The 17082-nt window shown below is 39.0% G+C and carries 19 protein-coding genes; 2 read left to right on the forward strand and 17 right to left on the reverse strand.

The genetic code is table 11. The features are described 5' to 3' along the window. Window positions 1-136 precede the first annotated feature (136 nt). From FNH22_RS30900 to FNH22_RS30970, 14 genes are all read right to left on the reverse strand, one after another. The gene (locus tag FNH22_RS30900) at window positions 137-529 is read right to left on the reverse strand and encodes a glyoxalase/bleomycin resistance/extradiol dioxygenase family protein (RefSeq protein WP_143402409.1); all 393 of its coding nucleotides are present in this window, start codon (window positions 527-529) and stop codon (window positions 137-139) included. A gap of 797 nt (window positions 530-1326) precedes the next feature. Beyond that, window positions 1327-2406 carry an acyl-CoA desaturase gene (locus FNH22_RS30905; protein ID WP_185154518.1) on the reverse strand — a complete coding sequence of 360 codons (1080 nt, stop codon included), beginning with the start codon at window positions 2404-2406 and terminating at the stop codon, window positions 1327-1329. Between the two features lie 55 nt (window positions 2407-2461). Next, window positions 2462-2647, reverse strand: a complete 186-nt coding sequence (locus FNH22_RS30910; RefSeq protein ID WP_143402410.1) for a hypothetical protein — start codon at window positions 2645-2647, stop codon at window positions 2462-2464. A gap of 536 nt (window positions 2648-3183) precedes the next feature. Beyond that, on the reverse strand, window positions 3184-3399 hold the full coding sequence (locus FNH22_RS30920; protein ID WP_143402412.1) for a hypothetical protein: 216 nt from the start codon (window positions 3397-3399) through the stop codon (window positions 3184-3186). A gap of 332 nt (window positions 3400-3731) precedes the next feature. Beyond that, window positions 3732-4082 (reverse strand): cupin domain-containing protein, encoded by a 351-nt coding sequence (locus FNH22_RS30925; protein ID WP_143402413.1) that lies wholly within the window; start codon window positions 4080-4082, stop codon window positions 3732-3734. A gap of 203 nt (window positions 4083-4285) precedes the next feature. Beyond that, window positions 4286-5815, reverse strand: a complete 1530-nt coding sequence (locus tag FNH22_RS30930) for an OmpA family protein (RefSeq protein ID WP_143402414.1) — start codon at window positions 5813-5815, stop codon at window positions 4286-4288. Window positions 5816-6227: 412 nt separating this feature from the next. After that, window positions 6228-6656 (reverse strand): hypothetical protein, encoded by a 429-nt coding sequence (locus FNH22_RS30935; protein WP_143402415.1) that lies wholly within the window; start codon window positions 6654-6656, stop codon window positions 6228-6230. Between the two features lie 117 nt (window positions 6657-6773). Continuing rightward, complete coding sequence (locus FNH22_RS30940) at window positions 6774-7982, reverse strand: cation:proton antiporter (RefSeq protein WP_143402416.1); 1209 nt, start codon at window positions 7980-7982, stop codon at window positions 6774-6776. Window positions 7983-8107: 125 nt separating this feature from the next. Further along, entirely contained in the window at window positions 8108-8338 is a 231-nt protein-coding gene (locus FNH22_RS30945) for a hypothetical protein (RefSeq protein WP_143402417.1), read from the reverse strand. Between the two features lie 202 nt (window positions 8339-8540). Next, window positions 8541-9224, reverse strand: a complete 684-nt coding sequence (locus tag FNH22_RS30950) for a M15 family metallopeptidase (RefSeq protein ID WP_143402418.1) — start codon at window positions 9222-9224, stop codon at window positions 8541-8543. A gap of 5 nt (window positions 9225-9229) precedes the next feature. Further along, window positions 9230-10288, reverse strand: a complete 1059-nt coding sequence (locus FNH22_RS30955) for an alanine/ornithine racemase family PLP-dependent enzyme (protein ID WP_143402419.1) — start codon at window positions 10286-10288, stop codon at window positions 9230-9232. Continuing rightward, window positions 10288-11364, reverse strand: coding sequence for a DUF1611 domain-containing protein (locus FNH22_RS30960; RefSeq protein ID WP_143402420.1), 1077 nt, complete (start codon window positions 11362-11364; stop codon window positions 10288-10290). Before FNH22_RS30960 ends, FNH22_RS30955 begins: the two co-directional genes overlap by 1 nt. A 203-nt stretch (window positions 11365-11567) precedes the next feature. Beyond that, window positions 11568-11837, reverse strand: a complete 270-nt coding sequence (locus FNH22_RS30965) for a hypothetical protein (protein WP_143402421.1) — start codon at window positions 11835-11837, stop codon at window positions 11568-11570. After that, window positions 11834-12682: a prohibitin family protein gene (locus tag FNH22_RS30970; RefSeq protein WP_143402422.1), complete on the reverse strand. Its 849-nt coding sequence runs from the start codon at window positions 12680-12682 to the stop codon at window positions 11834-11836. The genes FNH22_RS30965 and FNH22_RS30970 overlap by 4 nt, the downstream gene beginning before the upstream one ends. 140 nt (window positions 12683-12822) lie before the next feature. Here FNH22_RS30970 and FNH22_RS30975 point away from each other — a divergent pair, with 140 nt between their 5' ends. Continuing rightward, complete coding sequence (locus FNH22_RS30975; protein WP_143402423.1) at window positions 12823-13044, forward strand: hypothetical protein; 222 nt, start codon at window positions 12823-12825, stop codon at window positions 13042-13044. A gap of 4 nt (window positions 13045-13048) precedes the next feature. Here FNH22_RS30975 and FNH22_RS30980 read toward each other — a convergent pair whose 3' ends face one another. From FNH22_RS30980 to FNH22_RS33020, 3 genes are all read right to left on the reverse strand, one after another. Continuing rightward, window positions 13049-13615, reverse strand: a complete 567-nt coding sequence (locus FNH22_RS30980) for an AraC family transcriptional regulator (RefSeq protein WP_255518199.1) — start codon at window positions 13613-13615, stop codon at window positions 13049-13051. Between the two features lie 328 nt (window positions 13616-13943). Then, complete coding sequence (locus tag FNH22_RS33015) at window positions 13944-14144, reverse strand: OST-HTH/LOTUS domain-containing protein (protein WP_370513209.1); 201 nt, start codon at window positions 14142-14144, stop codon at window positions 13944-13946. Beyond that, complete coding sequence (locus FNH22_RS33020; RefSeq protein WP_370513210.1) at window positions 14077-14280, reverse strand: hypothetical protein; 204 nt, start codon at window positions 14278-14280, stop codon at window positions 14077-14079. Before FNH22_RS33020 ends, FNH22_RS33015 begins: the two co-directional genes overlap by 68 nt. A gap of 1536 nt (window positions 14281-15816) precedes the next feature. Between FNH22_RS33020 and FNH22_RS30990 the strand changes: the two genes are divergently transcribed. Then, entirely contained in the window at window positions 15817-16743 is a 927-nt protein-coding gene (locus FNH22_RS30990; RefSeq protein WP_185154519.1) for an AraC family transcriptional regulator, read from the forward strand. Window positions 16744-17082: the final 339 nt, after the last annotated feature.

Here is a 17082-nt window from a genome sequence, read left to right on the forward strand (position 1 = left end):
AATCAATGTTGAATGGCACTTTTGAAATATCAGTAAAAGCTTTAGCAAACGGCACCCAACAAATTGGCTCAGCCAGCAACATACTCTCAAATTTTGACCTTAGGAATGCGCAAAAAACTCACTTTATAGACAGACTCTAACTAATCTCCTCAGCAAACGTCAGGTAGTAACCATTTACATCCCGAATAGTAAATTCCCTCATTCCATAATGGGTGTCTTTAATGTGGTCTACCACATCAGAAGAGGTATACAAGTAGTCATAATACTCATTAACACCCGTCATTTTAATAAATAGTGTAAGTCCACCACCAGGTTCTTCATCTCGTAATTCTGGAATATCTTTTTTCAGGCTATCCTCACTTTGGAACATGATTTCAACATTACCCTTTTTTACTCGTGCCCAATCTAATTCGTCACCAGACTCAGGTAAAACACTTACAGTGTCAAATCCCAAAACTCCATGATAGTAATTAATAGTTTGTCGAACATCCTCAACCATCAAGTTTGGGACAATTGTTTCTAATTTCATTCAAGTAGACTTTAGTGTACAACTCAATTTACATAAAGTGAAGGCGAAATACCAAAGATTCAATGATAGGTAGTTGATGAAACATGAATATGGTACCTATCTGTTATCTCTGAACATATTTTTTTAAGTGCCAGGCTTGGAAGTAGGTGTTCAACGTTTTGTCTCATTTGATCAGCTGAGCGATCGAGCTTTGGAGGTAAAGTTTTAACAAATTAGAAATTGATCATTGCGTTTAATGCTTCATCAGTGTGCTTATGGACAAAATTATCTTGATGGCCTATTGTTGTGGTTAGGCTCTTGTATCGGTAAAGCTTTTGCAGCATTTGTGGAGATACCTTATCTCCAGCAATATTACCGAAGCGCTGTCTGGAAATGTGCATCGTCCCCTTCTTATCAATTTTAGCAAGGCGGGCTATTTGTTTTAAATAATAATTGAACTTCTTATTTGCTATCCGGATTTTTGCGTGGACATCTTTTTCATCATCAATTTTAGCTTTTTTCAGTTCGGGAATATAAAATCATCTTTTGCTCTTTTGTCTTTTGAATAATGATTTAGTATTTCGATCACCTTAGAAGGTAGCTTTAAAGAGTCCAATTTATTGTTTTTCCTCATTTTATATACCAGGCGGTTATCACTGATCTGATTCCATTGCATACGAAGTGCATCTGGCACTCTGTCACCTGCAAGATAAAATAAGAACAAGTGGATATTTCTGGTATGCCAAATACCAGACCCGTTCGTTAAATGTAATTCTTCGATCTTTAATGCCTATTACGGCTCTCTTCCGGGATAAACCCTAACCCCGTCCTAATTGACGGAGCATCTTCATGTGGCACCAAAGAGCTGAAACAAAGGTTTTCTTGACAGTATATGGCAAGTCGAATTCTTTAGCTGTTTTTGCCACTATTTCTGACAAGGCTTTATAATGAACGTGGCAAATATTCGGTAGCAAATGGTGCTCAACCTGAAAATTAAGACCCCCAATAAGCCAGGAAAAAAGACTGCTCCGGGGAGCGTAGTTACTTGTAGTAGCCAGCTGATGGGCCGCCCAATCGTTGGCGATAAGGCCATTTTTATCCGGTTGGGGAAATGCCGTATCTGGCAATATGTGAGCGGTTTGAAAAACGATGCTTATACAGATCCCGGTTACAAAATGCATGCTTAAAAAGGCCAGAATAATAATCCAGGCCGGTAACGGCACCATAATTAATGGTAAGGCCAATGCATAGGAATAATAAAGTATCTTCCAACCGGCAATTTTCAAAAGTTCTTTTTTGAATTCACCACCCTTATTAAAGAACCCCATTTTCCGGTAGCGATTAGCCCTCACAAAATCCTTCATAGTAATCCATGATAGGGTAGAAAGTCCGTAAAATAGCCAAATGTAGATGTACTGAAAACGATGGATCCAATATCGCCTGGCATTAGGAGAAAAGCGCAAAAAGATTGGTGCATTAATGTCATCGTCCCCTTTGTCAATATTGGTATAGGTATGGTGGAGCACATTATGCTGTATCCTCCAAACATTGGCATTAGCTCCAATAAGATTCATGGTGTAGCTCATGTATTTATTGATAGTACGGTTTTTCGAATAGGAACCGTGAATAGCGTCATGCATGACTCCCATGCCCACTCCAGCCATACCCAATCCGCTGGTTATGTACAAAGCAAATAGTAACAGAGGGTTAGTAATTATTCCTGTGCTGATAATAATAAGAGGGCCAAAGAACATGGACAGCATGACAATGGTTTTTATCACCATCAGGCTGTTACCATATTTATTTTTATTGTTTTTTTTGAAATAATCATCCACTCTTATTCGCAAGACCTTTGCAAATTCAAGCTGATCTGTTTTTATAAATTTTAAGTCTTTCATAGTGTAATCTTTTGCACGTTGCTCGCCAGATCTTCCCGACTATGTATAGGCAAGTTCAATAGGTCTGTAGTTCGGCAAAGAGCAATTTTAATTCTTTCCTGCTTATCCTGAGTTTAAGAGAAAGCCTGTCCAGCATGCTTTCTCTTTTCCCTTCTTTAAACTCGAAATCCATATCGCATAAATTGGAAAACCTATGTTTAAGCATCACTTTTTGTTCTCTCCCACTTCTTGTTATTTCCATTTCATAGGTTGCCAATGGCGTCTTGTTTCAAACTTAATTTTTGTTCTTTGAACTATATGCTTTTCTGAATCCACGTCTTTTATTTTTTCAGTAAACAGATCATCCTGTGAACTGCTTGCAATGTTTTTAGGCACATGAGGTTCAGTAGCTAAATAGTTCAGAAGCTGGTTCCCTAAATGTTTTGACCTGGTATTCACTCTGTCTATGAAATGGAAAATGGTATGGCTCGTTTTCGAAATAGTAGTCATTTTTGTTTGTCTTTCATCTTATTGCAAAGTTGAGGCTATTGTGATCATAGAGTGTTACATAACCATCCTTAAGGGCTTATACATATCACACATATTTGGGGGATTGGAAGATTATGTAATACCTACAAGAAAACACATGACGTATGCATACAATCTGTATTTGTGTTCGAAAAATGAACTAACCGTTTGCTTGCTACCGTGCCTGACGAAGCTTCGGTTCAGGCAGGTTCATAAAATGAAAACTGTTTGGTTGTCCCACGGACATTATGTAACCCATTGTGAGTTGTTTCAATTACGGTTTTTTTTGTTTTTTGCCTCTAGCAGCGGGTTATCTACCAGCTCTCTTTCAAAGTATACCAATTCTTTTCTTTCCGGATCATCCTGCACCTTGCAGTAATAAACCTGATCTATGTACCGCCGGATGACCAGCTTCAGGGTGGGATTGGCTTTTGCGTAGGTGATATCGCCAGCGTTGTATTTATTTTGCACAAATTGTTTGCTCATACTTGGCTCTATTTATGGCTTAATTCCCAATCAAGATCCTGCTTTTTTAAATAACTTGCGTTACAGATTCGGCTGAGAATGTTACATGTATCTCACTTGTTAAAAAGGCGGACAGATATTTATTCAATACCTGCCCTAACATCAACTGATTATGTAGCTACACCATCTATTAAATGCCGCATTTTCCATTTACCAGGTTCCGTTTTTTCTTCTTCATCAAAAAATTAGGTATACCTATGTTTGAGTGACACACCCATGGTATTACCGGTCTCGGTTTAAAACGACCCAATCCTTAATATCTTTTCCATTTCTCTTGTAAGATTACAGCTGATTCAAACTGTGACCTCTTCATACCCACTCTTGATTACTGTTGAGATCATTTTGAACCTTACATTGGCCTTAAGGATATTTCGGGAGTGAGCCGGGATGATAATTGATTGTCCTTTATCCAGCAGGTGAGACTCACCATCGATGACAACCTCAGCCTTTCCATCGATCACTTCTATAAAGTTGTCGAAAGGAGAAGCTTTTTCAGTCAAGGCTTCACCTGAATCAAAGGATGATACCGTCACATTTCCAGTAGTTTTTTTAATGATCGTTTTGATCACCACTGAATTAGGGACATACTCAATGATCTCTACAATTATGAATCTTTTTCCCTTTTCTTGTTCTAAAATTCCCACTTAATTTATGATCTACTTCTAGTCCTCGCTTCTCTTTCCTTTACGTTTTGCGGCCTTGGCTGCCCGCTTCTCCTTAAGTGTTTTACTAGGCGCTGTTTTACCTGATTTGGCTTTACCCTCTTTTTCCTTTGACATGATTTTTTATTTAGTAAACTGCTCGTATTTATATTATTTATCTTGACCTATTTTACCTGTGGTAGGAATTATTCACCTGAATTAGTGGCAGGCAAACGCGTCAAAAGTTCTGGCAGCTTAGGCTTAATTACTACATCAATATGACGATTCAACTTTCTGCCGGCAGCGGTTTCATTATTGGCAATGGGTTTACTTTCCCCGAAACCTGACGTGCTAAACCTGGCCTTATCCATAGTAGTATTGGCATTTAAATACGTAAGTACAGCGTCAGCGCGCTCTTTAGATAATTTCAGGTTAGCTTCATCACCTCCTTGAGAATCGGTGTGGCCTTCGATCGAAATAGAGGCATCTTTGAACAGATTCATAGCTTCTTGTACTTTGGTCAATAAAGCATAGTCTTCCTGTTTGATTTGGGATTTGCCTACATCAAAATTGACACCTACCATCCTGATTATAACATCATTTTTTTGACGAAATACTAGCGCCTCTTCCTGGTCAAATATTTGCTGAACTTCTTCAAATTTTGAGCTTACTTCTGCCATCCTATCAATCCGGCTTTGCAGGGCCTGCTGTCTTTTTTGTCCTTTTAAAGCTTCATCAGATAACTTGCCTTCCATGGTCTGGATGATCTTTTGTTGCTCACCCAGCAAGGCCTTAAGGTTTCCGTTTGTGATCTGTTCGTTATAAACGGAGGATTCCAGGTTGGCTATGCGAAGCTGATCATTTTCAATCCTCGCGGTGATCTCTGAAACAGGCCTATCGGTTCCCTGGTCAAATTTAAGGTTCATGTCAAGCGTTTCACCTATTTTGGTGAGGGTTTGGTAATTCATAAGTAGGTAATCCTCTGTTTCAAAATCCCTCTCATCCAGCGATTTTTCTTCTTTTGCTATGTGCATCGCAAGGAGTGCCTTGTATTCTGCTTCTTTGGCCAGATGTCTGGCATCATCAGTATCGTACCTGTTTTCCAACAGTTCTTTTTCAGCTCCTTTTACGAGACCTTTTGCTTCCGCTATCGTTTTAGGGGAAACTTTGTCGACTTTGCTGTCATCAGCTTTTTGTAAAAGTTTTTTTGCATTGGTCAAATAGTTGGCTTTTATAGATTCTAGCTCTGCTTTTCTATACAAAGCCGTAGCTTCATTTGCTTTTTCTTTGGCATCATCAGCATCACCTTTCTCCAGTTCTTCCGCGGCTTCCTTCATTTCCTCTTCCGCATTTACCCACATCTCTTTTACAAAGAGGTGAGCTTCCGCATTTATAGCATCTTTTCGGGCAGACAATACACTGGAAAACATCACTGCACTCACTTTAGTATTTTCAGTTGCTTCCTGGAATTTGTCAGTAGCATTAGCGATTTTTTCCCGGATCTCGGAGAGTTCTTCGCCCGCATCATATTCCTTTTTGGCAGCGTTATACTCATCCATAGCTTTGTTAAAAGTCCTGGGAGAGAGCACCTCCGCCTGGGCACTTTTTGCCAATAACATGGACTTATCCGCCTCATCAAATAAAGATGCCCGAACCCCCTGACCATATAGATTTGGCCCCAGGAATGTTACTATAACAAGAGCTATTCCTATCCATTTATTGTGTATGGTTTTCATAATTGCTTTTTATTTTATTGTAGTCAAAGTTGAGTCAGTAGGATGCGTAAACCATTACATCCTGGCACTCATCCCTTACACATATCACACGTTGAGATTTTTATTTTGACTGCTATAGCTGGTGTCATCAGTGTATCCATCTATAACCTTGAATTCGGTTTAACCTCAGTTAATCAAAAAAACAGAAGTATGATTTGCGAGGTTTAAGCAAGCCGAGGCAATCTCCTCGAATTGGGGAATGCCGCGCTTTTTCTACTGCCAAAACTCTTCAAAAAGCCTATCTGGCTAGGCTTTCCAGGCAGGCTCGCAGATGGTTTCTTTTTCTGTTTTTCTGGCAAACAGAGGTTATAAATAAAAGACAGGCTTTTGAGCCTGTCCATTAGTAATAAATTGTACGCGGTAGTTGCAGCCCTTACTCCTTGCTATTTTTAATAGTAAGGTCCTTAAGCGCGGTTTCAAGTTCGTCCATGTCCTGATTAAATTCTGCTTTGAACGAATCCCATTGTGCTTTTCCTTCTACTTTATTTTCATCCAGTTTAGTTTTCATCGCCGAATTTTTCGTTTCCAGCGCGTTGATCTTTTGCTCGTAATCAGCCCTTACCCCTCTGAATTTTTTGAGCCTCTCTTCATTTGTTGCAATTTTTTCGCCAATTTCTATTTTGTAGGCTTTCATGTCCACCAAATAATCTTCCCTGGCTTTGACTAAATCTTCACTGGCTTCAGCTAATTCAGTCTGGGATTCTTCTAACTTTTCTGACGGACTTCTTGCACAACTTGTTCCCAAAATAATCATCATTGAAATGGAGGCAAGTATTGTAATTTGTTTTCTTATCGTGTACATATTAATTCCTTTTTCTTTTTGTAAAGTTGCGCAGCCATTCTACTTTAATCGTTACAAAACACTTTTAGATCGTTACATAAATCTCAGGTCAAACTGAGGTAGGTCTAGCCTTTTAGGTTATAAATTATCCTTCCGCTTTATTTTAGGAGTTAGCTTACTGACAATAAAAATCCAAAACGGACTGATGATGAGTGTAACCGAAATGGTAGAAATAACTAACTGATAGGTATGCTCGGAAATAAGCCCTGCTAAGTAGGCAGTTGCTCCAAGGATAAAACTAAACTCTCCGATCTGTGCCAGGATAGCACCGGTATATAAGCTGTCTGTCCAGCTTTCTCCCAAAAAGCGTACGATCATGGCATTGATGAAATTATTGGTGAGAAAAGCCAGCAAAACCATAACGGAGATAACCCCCAGATTATCCATCAAAAAACTAAGGTTAATCAACATACCCACTGAAACAAAAAACAACGCCACAAAAACGATCCGAAACGCGTGAAGACTATTATGTACCCAGGTAGTCTCCCTGGCCTTAGATACGATCATTCCTGCAACAAAGGCTCCTAAGGCAGAAGACAATCCAAAAAAGGCTGTGAGCAAGGAAAAACCAAAACAGAAGGCAAATGCTATAAATACCTGTATCTCGTGATCTTTTCTGATCTGTTTGCCGAATGGAAGGTGTATTTCCTTTTTCTTTAAGACCCAAAGCGTAATACCAAGAATCAAGAATCCCCCAATAATCTGTTTCGTTATCTCCAGGGTAGAAAGTGTGGCTCCTGATAAATAGCTGAGCAATATCAACATAGGTACAACCAGTACATCTTGTACCAGTAAAATCCCAATGATGTTTTGACCTATGCTAGAGGCTATTAGTCCTTTATCTTGCAGAAAATTGATAACAATGGCAGAGCTACTCAGGCTTATCACAAGCCCAAGCACTATAATGTGGTTTAACTGCCAGTGGAAGATAAGGCCAACAGTCCAGACGGCACCCACACTCAAAACTACCTGAATGAATGTGCCCAAAACCGGAACACGCCAATTGGCAATAATCTTGGGAAGGGATATTTCCATACCAATGAAAAAAAGTAATAGCACAAGTCCAAATGAACCAAGATTGGAAATGAGCAATTCATCTGTAACAAGCTTCAGCCCATGAGGGCCCATAAATACACCTGCCAGGATATAGGCTATAACATAGGGCTGCTTCAATAACCGGAAAACAAAACTGATTAGAATAATCCCTACAGAAAGTACAACTAAAATGGAAAGGATGGGGTCTATTTGAACGGTCGCCTGAATATGGTACAATCTAAAATTTTCCATGCCAGATCAGGTTTTCATGCTTGCGGCTTATTATGATTTCTATGTGCCAGTGGCTATTGGGTTAATGTATTCTACTGTAAAAAGGGGATTACTCCCCTCCTCTCATTCAGCATTCAAACCAATCATTAGATCTTTTCCGGCTGAACACTTCTAATTACACCTATTGCATCCACCCTGTTCTTATTTAGTCGGGTTTGAATTCTTTTAAGAAGTTCGTATTCTTTACCTTCTTCAAACTTTAAATCCTCGTCCGTAAGTTGAATATATCTATTTTTCAATTGTTTTGATTGGTCTTTCCAATCACCCCTCATTTTGAATTCTTCAGTAATTCTCTTTTGATCTTTAGAGTGTTCCATAACCTTATATTTAACATTGCAAATGAATTTTTACAACAAAGTAAAGGTGAGGATACCACTTTCTGAAAGTGTTACACTGGGCGTACAGCATGTTACATGTATCACATGTTTTTTATCTCTGAACAATATAGTCTGAAGTACATTTTTTCCCTGTTCCGGGGAATACTCTAAAGCTTTTGGTCGATGGAGTGGGTTCTGTCAATTACTGATTAGCCTCAATAATGCCATAAAAAGCGTGATCTTTTCCTTTTTCAATAGCCCAGCCAACATTTCCATAGTCAAAGTGCCAGTATTCCTTAAGATCACAAACGAAGTCTTCTTGCTCAAAAAGGCCCATTAACAACGCTCTGTTATCTTTGGCTTCTTTGCTAATTTCCGGATGGTGAGGATAACACTTTTTATTTAGCTCAATTTTCAATCCTTTATTGGTGCCAAAATCTAATATTCGCTGTGTTTTGTTATCCATGATTAAAGCATCGATTGCCCCACCGGTAGTGTGCGTTGATTTGTTGTATGGTGCAATAAAATAAGATACTATCTCACTCAATTCGTTTATTGATTTATTGGGAAATTTCTTTTGAATGGCGCTCAGGTTTTGCTCCCAAAGCAAACGTTGATGCTTGAATGAACGCCAGGCAGAGCGTATGACCAATGTTTTACCCTGCTCATTAAGCCTCTCACTTATCCGCTCGATTTTTTCAACTATTTCTTCCCTTATGAGATATTGATAGTCTTTCATAATGGACGGCTCATAAATTAACTTAAAACCAGTATCCTTCAGACTCCTTAAAGGCGAGTCATTGTCTATAACCGGATAGTCTGGTTCCAATTGTTTATGTAAAACATCTTTTAATTCTACTGACCGCGTATATGCGTGGGCATTCATTATTATCAGGTATTTACTTTAGTTACATAGGGAGAGGTCATGGCTGACAACAATGCAGCATAATTAAGGTTAAACCTAACCTCACTACCTACTTTGAGGCCGCTCTGCCGAGGGTTGATGATCATGTGATCGCTGCTGCCTCCCAGAATGGTTATTTTCATTTCAGGACTCAATCCTGAACAAAGTACATCTTGCCGGCCCATACCAAGAATCGCTCTCGCACCTACACCATTGTCATCAAACTCCGTTATCTCACCAAACGCATTTTGCCCCATTTCACCGTAAGGCATGGAGGGTTTGGATTTTAACTCGGTCACTTCAGAAACAAGGGTAAATGCATCTGTGAACAGGCCGGGAATTCGTTCCCTTTTCAGGGTTTCACATCCAAGAAAGATGGATTCTCCAATTCTAAGGTTGTTGACCCTTCCGCTATCATTTATATTCGTTAACCATCGATAATTTGCAGAGTTTCCTCCTGAGATCAATTGAAGGTGGACATTGAATTTTTTCTCAATCCCAGTTGCCAAATCAGACAATAGTCCCATTTTCTCCTGATCAGGATGGACACCACCAAAGCATGCCAGGTTGGTCCCAATCCCTATTAACTCTATCCCCTTCAGTTGGAGTACCTGATCTGTGATATTTTCCAAATCATCGGGCATAATACCTTCTCTTAGATCACCATATTCTACCATAAGGATTATCTTGTGGATCGACCCCTGCTCCAATGCAGATTCCGAAAGTTTACGAATGACTAAGATCTCAGAATTCAGGCTGATATCTGCGTGTTTTACAATCATCTCCGTCTCACTGAGCATTGGTGGCCCTAACAGCAGAAACTGACACCGTAGACCTGCAGCAGACATCTTTTTCAGGTTGTCGATTCTAGAGTCAGCAAGGATGGTTATTCCTCCTTCCACAAGGAGCTGAGCAATGGCTACATTTCCACAAACCACTTTTGTAACAGCGGAAATAGATATATCTTTTGCTCCATAAAATGCAATAAGTGTTTTAAGGTTATGTGAGATTTTTTTAAGATTAATTTCTAATCTTGGCGTTGACATTATACTGTCTCAAGTTTGACCAACTCAGGAAATACTTCGTAGAGTTTTTCAATAAGTTTGGTACATCCCTTTTTCAAGACGTCCGTCGTGGGAAGTCCAAACTTCTGCTCATAACCAAGTATAGTCTTTTCTACCTCGTCTTCGGTCATGTTTTCGTGGTTAAGTGTAAGGGCTATAACAGGTGATCTGGAAAAGACTTCTATCAATTCAATTTCACTTTCCAGCGTTGGCATAGGTATTTTCGGGAAATCGCAGCGATGCGTGCGCATGGGCGGATGTTGAAGAATAATAGCCTTGGGCATGGCACCTCTCATAATAGCGCTGGATGATGTAAATGCCTGATGGCTCAAGGCCCCCTGCCCTTCAACCACTATGATGTCCGGACTTTCCTTTTGTGCCTGCAGAATGGCATTTTCTACTTCTCCTGTTGCAAAGCCGGAAGTCAAAACATCTATAGCGATGCCATATTTGGACCCCTGAAGCAAACCTGTTTGACCCGTTGTGATAAAGACTGCATTCAGCCCCTCTCTTCTAAGCGCTTCTACCAGGCATAGTGCAGTGGTTCTTTTGCCTACAGCGCAATCGGTACCTGATACTGTAATGATTGGAGTTTTAATGTCCCTAATCTGTCCTGTATAGGTATGAAGATCTTTTTTCGCTGGTGGCTTGCGAACATCTAAAATGGAAATGCCATACGCTAAAGCCATTTCCATGCATTTCCTGTCCTCTGTCAAAAATTCAGGAAGACCGTTCACTACGTTCATCCTCATCTTGATGGCCGTATAAATGACTTGCTTTTCCTTTGCGCTAAGCTGGGGTTTTAATGGTGCAATGCCATAGATGAAGTACCCCGGAATTGTTGCCAGCTTATGTATAGCTTCGTAAATATCACGGAATACAGGTATTCCGTTTTTGATCCCGTCAAGGTACTCGCCTGCATCACTTCCAGCCAGTGTGCTGTCAATTACACCAACAATCTCATATTTGTCTGATCGCCGGACCAGCCCGTTAGCCACCTTACCGTCCAATTTTCCAAATTCGTTTTCACTATATACAATGGCAGTTGGTTTTATCATTTTCTTTTTGTCTTTGGGTATTATTCGATCCTTATCCGCTGGTTCTTAGCTGGCAGAAATCGTGATGTCTAATCGGTGAGTCTGAGTGCCGGTTATGCAGATGGATTAATCAATTTATTGTTCAGCAAAAATAAGTCTACTACGACCCTACTCCGTTATACCGTGTTGAGGCATCGTTACATATATCACACTATTACCTGTTTTTAAGACTGCGTGAAAGCCAACAATGCAAAGACTGTCATAGCAGTCAAGGTAGCTGAAATATAAAATGTTGTGGTGGTGAAAGTGCCATAAAACAGGTTGTGCCTTATTCTACCCATAAGCCTTAAGGGGTGGTTATCATAGTAGTCGTACTGATATTTTTTTATCATTTGATACCTATATATACCGCGAATGCCACCTACGATCATATGTATTACCATGAACAAGATAATAGCAGACCATATATTCAAATCCCATGGTATTCTTCTCATTTATTTTTAATAGCATCTCCAACACCAATAAATGGGACAGCGCCAGCACCTGTTACCTGAGGTAAGATTCCGTTCCATTTTTCTATGGCTTTGAGGTTTGCTTCTATCTTTCTTAGCTCAATAAGGTCCGGTGAAATATTCATTTTCTGTAACCGTAGGGCTTCAGCTTCAGCAGTTGCTGCGGCAATGGTTTGTTGGGCTTCTACTTTTATCCTATCCAGGTCCCTTTTTGCCTTTAGCGCATTTTGTTCCGCGGTCTGTTTGGCTTCAATGGCGTCAGTAAAAGTTTGAGAAAAGCTAAAAGAGATAATTGAAAAGGCATCCACTGAAATGTTTGATGTCAGTAACCGCGATGTAAGTGCTTCTTGCATTTCGGTGCTAACCGCTGGTCTTTTGGTAATCAATTCCTCAGCAGTATACCTGGCTGAAACTGCTTTCATAACCTCCTGAATTGCAGGGTCAATAATACGCTCCTTAAACTGTACTCCAATTCTTTGATAGACTAAATTTGCCTTATCCGGAATGATGTGATAATTAAGTGCCACGGATAGATCCACATCCTGTAAGTCAGAGGAAGAGGATGCTGCATCAGTCATCGCTTTTTGAATTTTAACATCCATTAAGATCACCGTTTGTGCCACCGGTATTTTGAAGTGGATTCCTTCATTCAACACTTTCTGCTGTACAGCCCCGAAGTTCTGAACAACTCCTCGCTGACCTGCTCCCACCTGAACCCATGGTTTAAAGGCAAACAATACGATCAGGATCAATCCGAAAATGAATAGGTTTCTCCATTTAGCTTGTTTAAACACGTTCTTTATTTCGTTTATGTCTTGATTGGCCATAGTAATTTAATTTATACACAAAATTGTGCAGGTCGGTCATTCATTGTATTACACCCTTCTTAGACAGTGTTACATGTATCACATGTTTCGGTGTCCCTCGTTTATTTTCAGTGTAACTTGGTGGTATTAGTTTAAGTGCCATGAACAAGAAAATCATTGCTTCCATGGGTTTGCCCATGGTAATCAGAAATAGGAAGGGAGGTTTGGCTACTATTGAGCTGAACGTAGATGATTTTGTGGTCTGTAGATTTCATCCCAATAATCCTGTTTATCTGCACGATACGAAATTGCAGCGCTGGTATCCTGCAAATTGGTTTAAAAGGCTGATCTATTGGTTTAAGACCAGATTGGTCCGCTATTAGCCGGTTATAAATCTTCCAGATTTCGCTTACGCTTATTCTTCAATTGCTTATAGAATGTAGGAGTGAGCCCAGTGATTTTTTTGAATTGATTTGATAAGTGTGCCACGCTACTGTAGTGTAATCGATAGGAGATCTCAGTAAGATTTAGCTCATCGTATATCAACAATTCTTTTACTCTTTCAATCTTGTGCAAGATGATAAACTGCTGAATGGTAATACCCTTAACTTCGGAAAAAATATTGGCCAGATAGGTATAGTCATAGCCCAGCTTTTCACTGATATAGTCAGAGTAGTTCACTTTAGGCAGTTCATCCGAATAATGGATCATTTCAATAATTACATTCTTAATTTTCTCAATAAGAATGCTTTTTTTATTGTCAAGAAGTTCCAGTCCTGATTTCATCAGGTTTTCTTTAAGCCTGCGTCTTTGCTCTTCTGTTATATCCTCTAATATTTCCACGGTGCCTAAATCCACAATAACATGATTCAGGCCTAACTTTTCTAACTCTTCCTTCACCATCATTTTGCACCGCAAACTGACCATGTATTTAATGAATAGCTTTGTGCTCATTCTTATCGGTACATTTATGATGCTAATTCATTCATAGGATTTTGACTTAAATCCTACTAAAGTTACGTCTTATTGACCGAAGAGACTTCACGTTTAATTAGTGTCTGTAAGAAAACACTCACTTATCCACGGCCTTAGGTCCTCACAGGCTAAAAATCTTGTGATTAATGAAGATCGGTTAAGGTGGTGTTTTTCCAACGTTTGTAAAATCTATTCATCTTCAGCTTTTCACCCCTTTTTCTCCAATTCTTTTTTTAGTCGAATCACAATAGTTTAAAACAAGAAAAGCTTTACACACAGTCAAACTACTTTTATATCGTAATATCAATTATTTTTTGACGTTCCTATTTCTTACATAGATTAACTTGTGTTTACTTTTCACACTTTCCCTTTGCTCTATTTCAAATTCACCAATAGACTTAATTAATGGAGTAAGTTTATCGAAACCATCGTTTCTGGAATCAAAATTTGGCTGCTTTTTTTTGCAAGAGGCTTCCAACATCACCAAGAAAAGCCCAACCGTCTTCATCCGACAAGTCTCTGATAGAAGATACAATCAATAATATTTCACGCTTGGTTACCTTATCTACATCATTCCTTACACGCTTTTTATCCTCGTTTTGATTTTTTAATATTTCGATATAAATGGATTTGTCACAGGCCACAATAAATGGATTGGGAAGAAATCATGCCCTTGCACTTGTCAGATGAAGATAATGATTATTGTGCCTTTCATACAAAAACCAACCTTCCACAGTTGATTGACAGATAAGTTGCTTCTATCATAAATCAATGTCCTCTTTTAGAACGACTTTTCCTTTGCCATAGCTTATGTGATTAAAAACCTTCCCAGCCAATATAAATGTCATGACAACAGGGAGTATTACACTGTAAAAAGGATTGTTACAGATATTTCATGTTAGTTGATGCCGTTCCTGTATAACAAAAACCCTCCTTTACAAAAAATGGTCATCTACTATAAAGCGAGCGAAAACCAAGACCAAGGCTAAAATTATCAATCCCATTACAGTTATGCCATATAGCTCACCCCAAAAGAAAAAATAGCCTATCGCCCACACCAATAGTATAATCACGATAAGGACTTTTAAAATTATCTTTAACAAATAAGTATTGTTTCAAGGCAAAGATGTAATCATGCTGCAATTATTCCCTTACACAACCAGCAGAAAGCATTACATATATCTCACGTTATGTCCTGAAGAAAGTTAATCTTCAACCAAGAAAGATGGGCATGTTAGCTGCTAGGCTCTTAAAGAAGAAATCAATGATTGCCGGTCGACAGGTAAGTAGACGGTGTCATCAGAAATATTGGAGAGAGGATCTGCTTAATTCTATTTGGCCAGCCCAAGGGAGGTTGGTGGAAGTGGTATTTTTATTGGAGGCCAATGGCAAAGCAACTTCCCCCCACGCAGCAGGAGCAAGACGTGTTTTGAAACATTCTTACTCTGATTTTTGACACTTCCGGTCGATGGATTTTAATTGTCATTAGTTTCTAATTCCGGGAGTTTGTTGTTAGCCTGTGAGAGTTTAGCTAATAATAAATTTTGATCCTGGATGCATTTGGATGAGTATTTTACAGTACATGAATTCATTTATAACAGGACTTAAAATTCTGTGCCCATTGCGCCCGTTCGGGCTCAAATCTCATTTTTAAAATTTTGATTATCAATTAGTTATTATCCAAACGAATGTCTTGAGGCTCTTTTTATTTCACATGGGCACCTTTTCGATTTGGATTTCGACCAAGGTATTACGCATTCCAAAAATCGCTTCACTTCATGAATAGGTGAAATTTCTAAACCTGTCAAAGTTGAAATGCTTAATTATGTAAATTTAACTGGGAGACATGTTCCCAAAACCTATCATGTGGAATGCGCGGTTTTGACGGAGTTGCTGGATGAGTGCTAAGATGTAACACCTATTACTTAGTACGAGAATAGAATTTCTATCCTGATTATTGCCTCTTTCATCCAAAAACATGAATATTATGATTCAGTAATGTTTATTAATTGGCTATGTACTTATCCTCAAGCGTACAAAAATTCATCTTACAAGTCAAGCAGAGTTTATTCTCTTACAAAGATGGTTTTTATGTTTTGCCTTATTTGGCGAACTCCCCCAAGGCCATGATTGAGAGCGTGAGTCGGATGCCTTTTGTAAAAGTAGATCATGAGAAAAACTTGATAAAAACTTCAAATCCATTCCTGGAAGGAGATTGTCATTATGAAGAACTAGAAGATGGCCTCTGGATTTTGGTCTCTGATATAACCTGTAAGAAGAACATCAGTTATAACCTCATCTACGACAAGTCCCTACCTGTAGAATACTATACACTCAGCTTATATATGAATGAGACAAGGCGGCTTGCTCCTTCTGCCTTGATTAATAATATTGTCAATGTTGATAAAAGCTGGATGCTACACAAACCTGGAGACAAAGCCATTAATTGCCATTTCACTGGTTCAAGAAGTTTGTTTTTCATCATTTATTTTTCTCAGGACTGGTTAGACAGAAACGCCGGGAATGATGGCATATTCACAAGTGAAAAACTGGATAAATGGTTGTTGTCGGATAGCGGAAGCATATACTTAGCCAAACTTTTCAATGGGGTAAATCACATATCAGAACCCATTCTAAAAACGATTTTGAACAAAGGGAAAAACGGTGTAAAAGACCTCTTGAAATTAAAAATTCAGACGTTAGAATTAATGTCTGCTTTTATTGAAAAAACGAGCGCATCTGATTCCGATGTAAAATATGATGTCCTTACAAATACCAATAGAAGAAAGATCCTCAAAGCCGAGAAAAAACTATCGGATGCCATTTTTAAGGGCTTCCCAGGTATTGAAAATCTTGCCCATGACATTGGTATCTCCACAACAAAACTCAAAAATGATTTTAAAAGTGCTTATGGCCATTCGCTATTTAGGTATTTCCAATACAGACAAATGGAAGCGGCCAAAGATATGCTTTCAAAAGACCCTGAGTTAAAGATAGCCTACGTTGCAGGTATGTTGGGATACCTGAACCCCAGTAAATTTTCAGCTACTTTCAAGAAGTGTTATGGATACCTACCCTCTGAGTTGAATGAAAAGCAGACCCGTTAAATCAGTATCCTCACAAGTCCTGCTTTTATGGATTTGTAATAGCGAACTGTTATCGTAGAATCTGTGATCCGGCGATATAAAACGGGTGACAAACCCTAAGATAATACTTCCGGATGGCAACGTCGGAAGAGTGCAACGCCATGTTAGCGCAAAAAAAGTATGGGGTTATTTTTTTGGAAATTTTGCTGTCTGAGCAAGCAAACAAAATCAATGATTTTAACCCGCATTATTCATTGGGTTAAGAAATCTGATTTTAGATAAAACATAGAATGTACTGAGGAGTTGTTTAGCCACCCCTGAAGATATTTCAGATAATCTTTGAGAAAATAACATATTGAT

It is taken from the genome of Fulvivirga sp. M361 (assembly GCF_007097395.1).
Classification (GTDB): Bacteria; Bacteroidota; Bacteroidia; order Cytophagales; family Cyclobacteriaceae; genus Fulvivirga.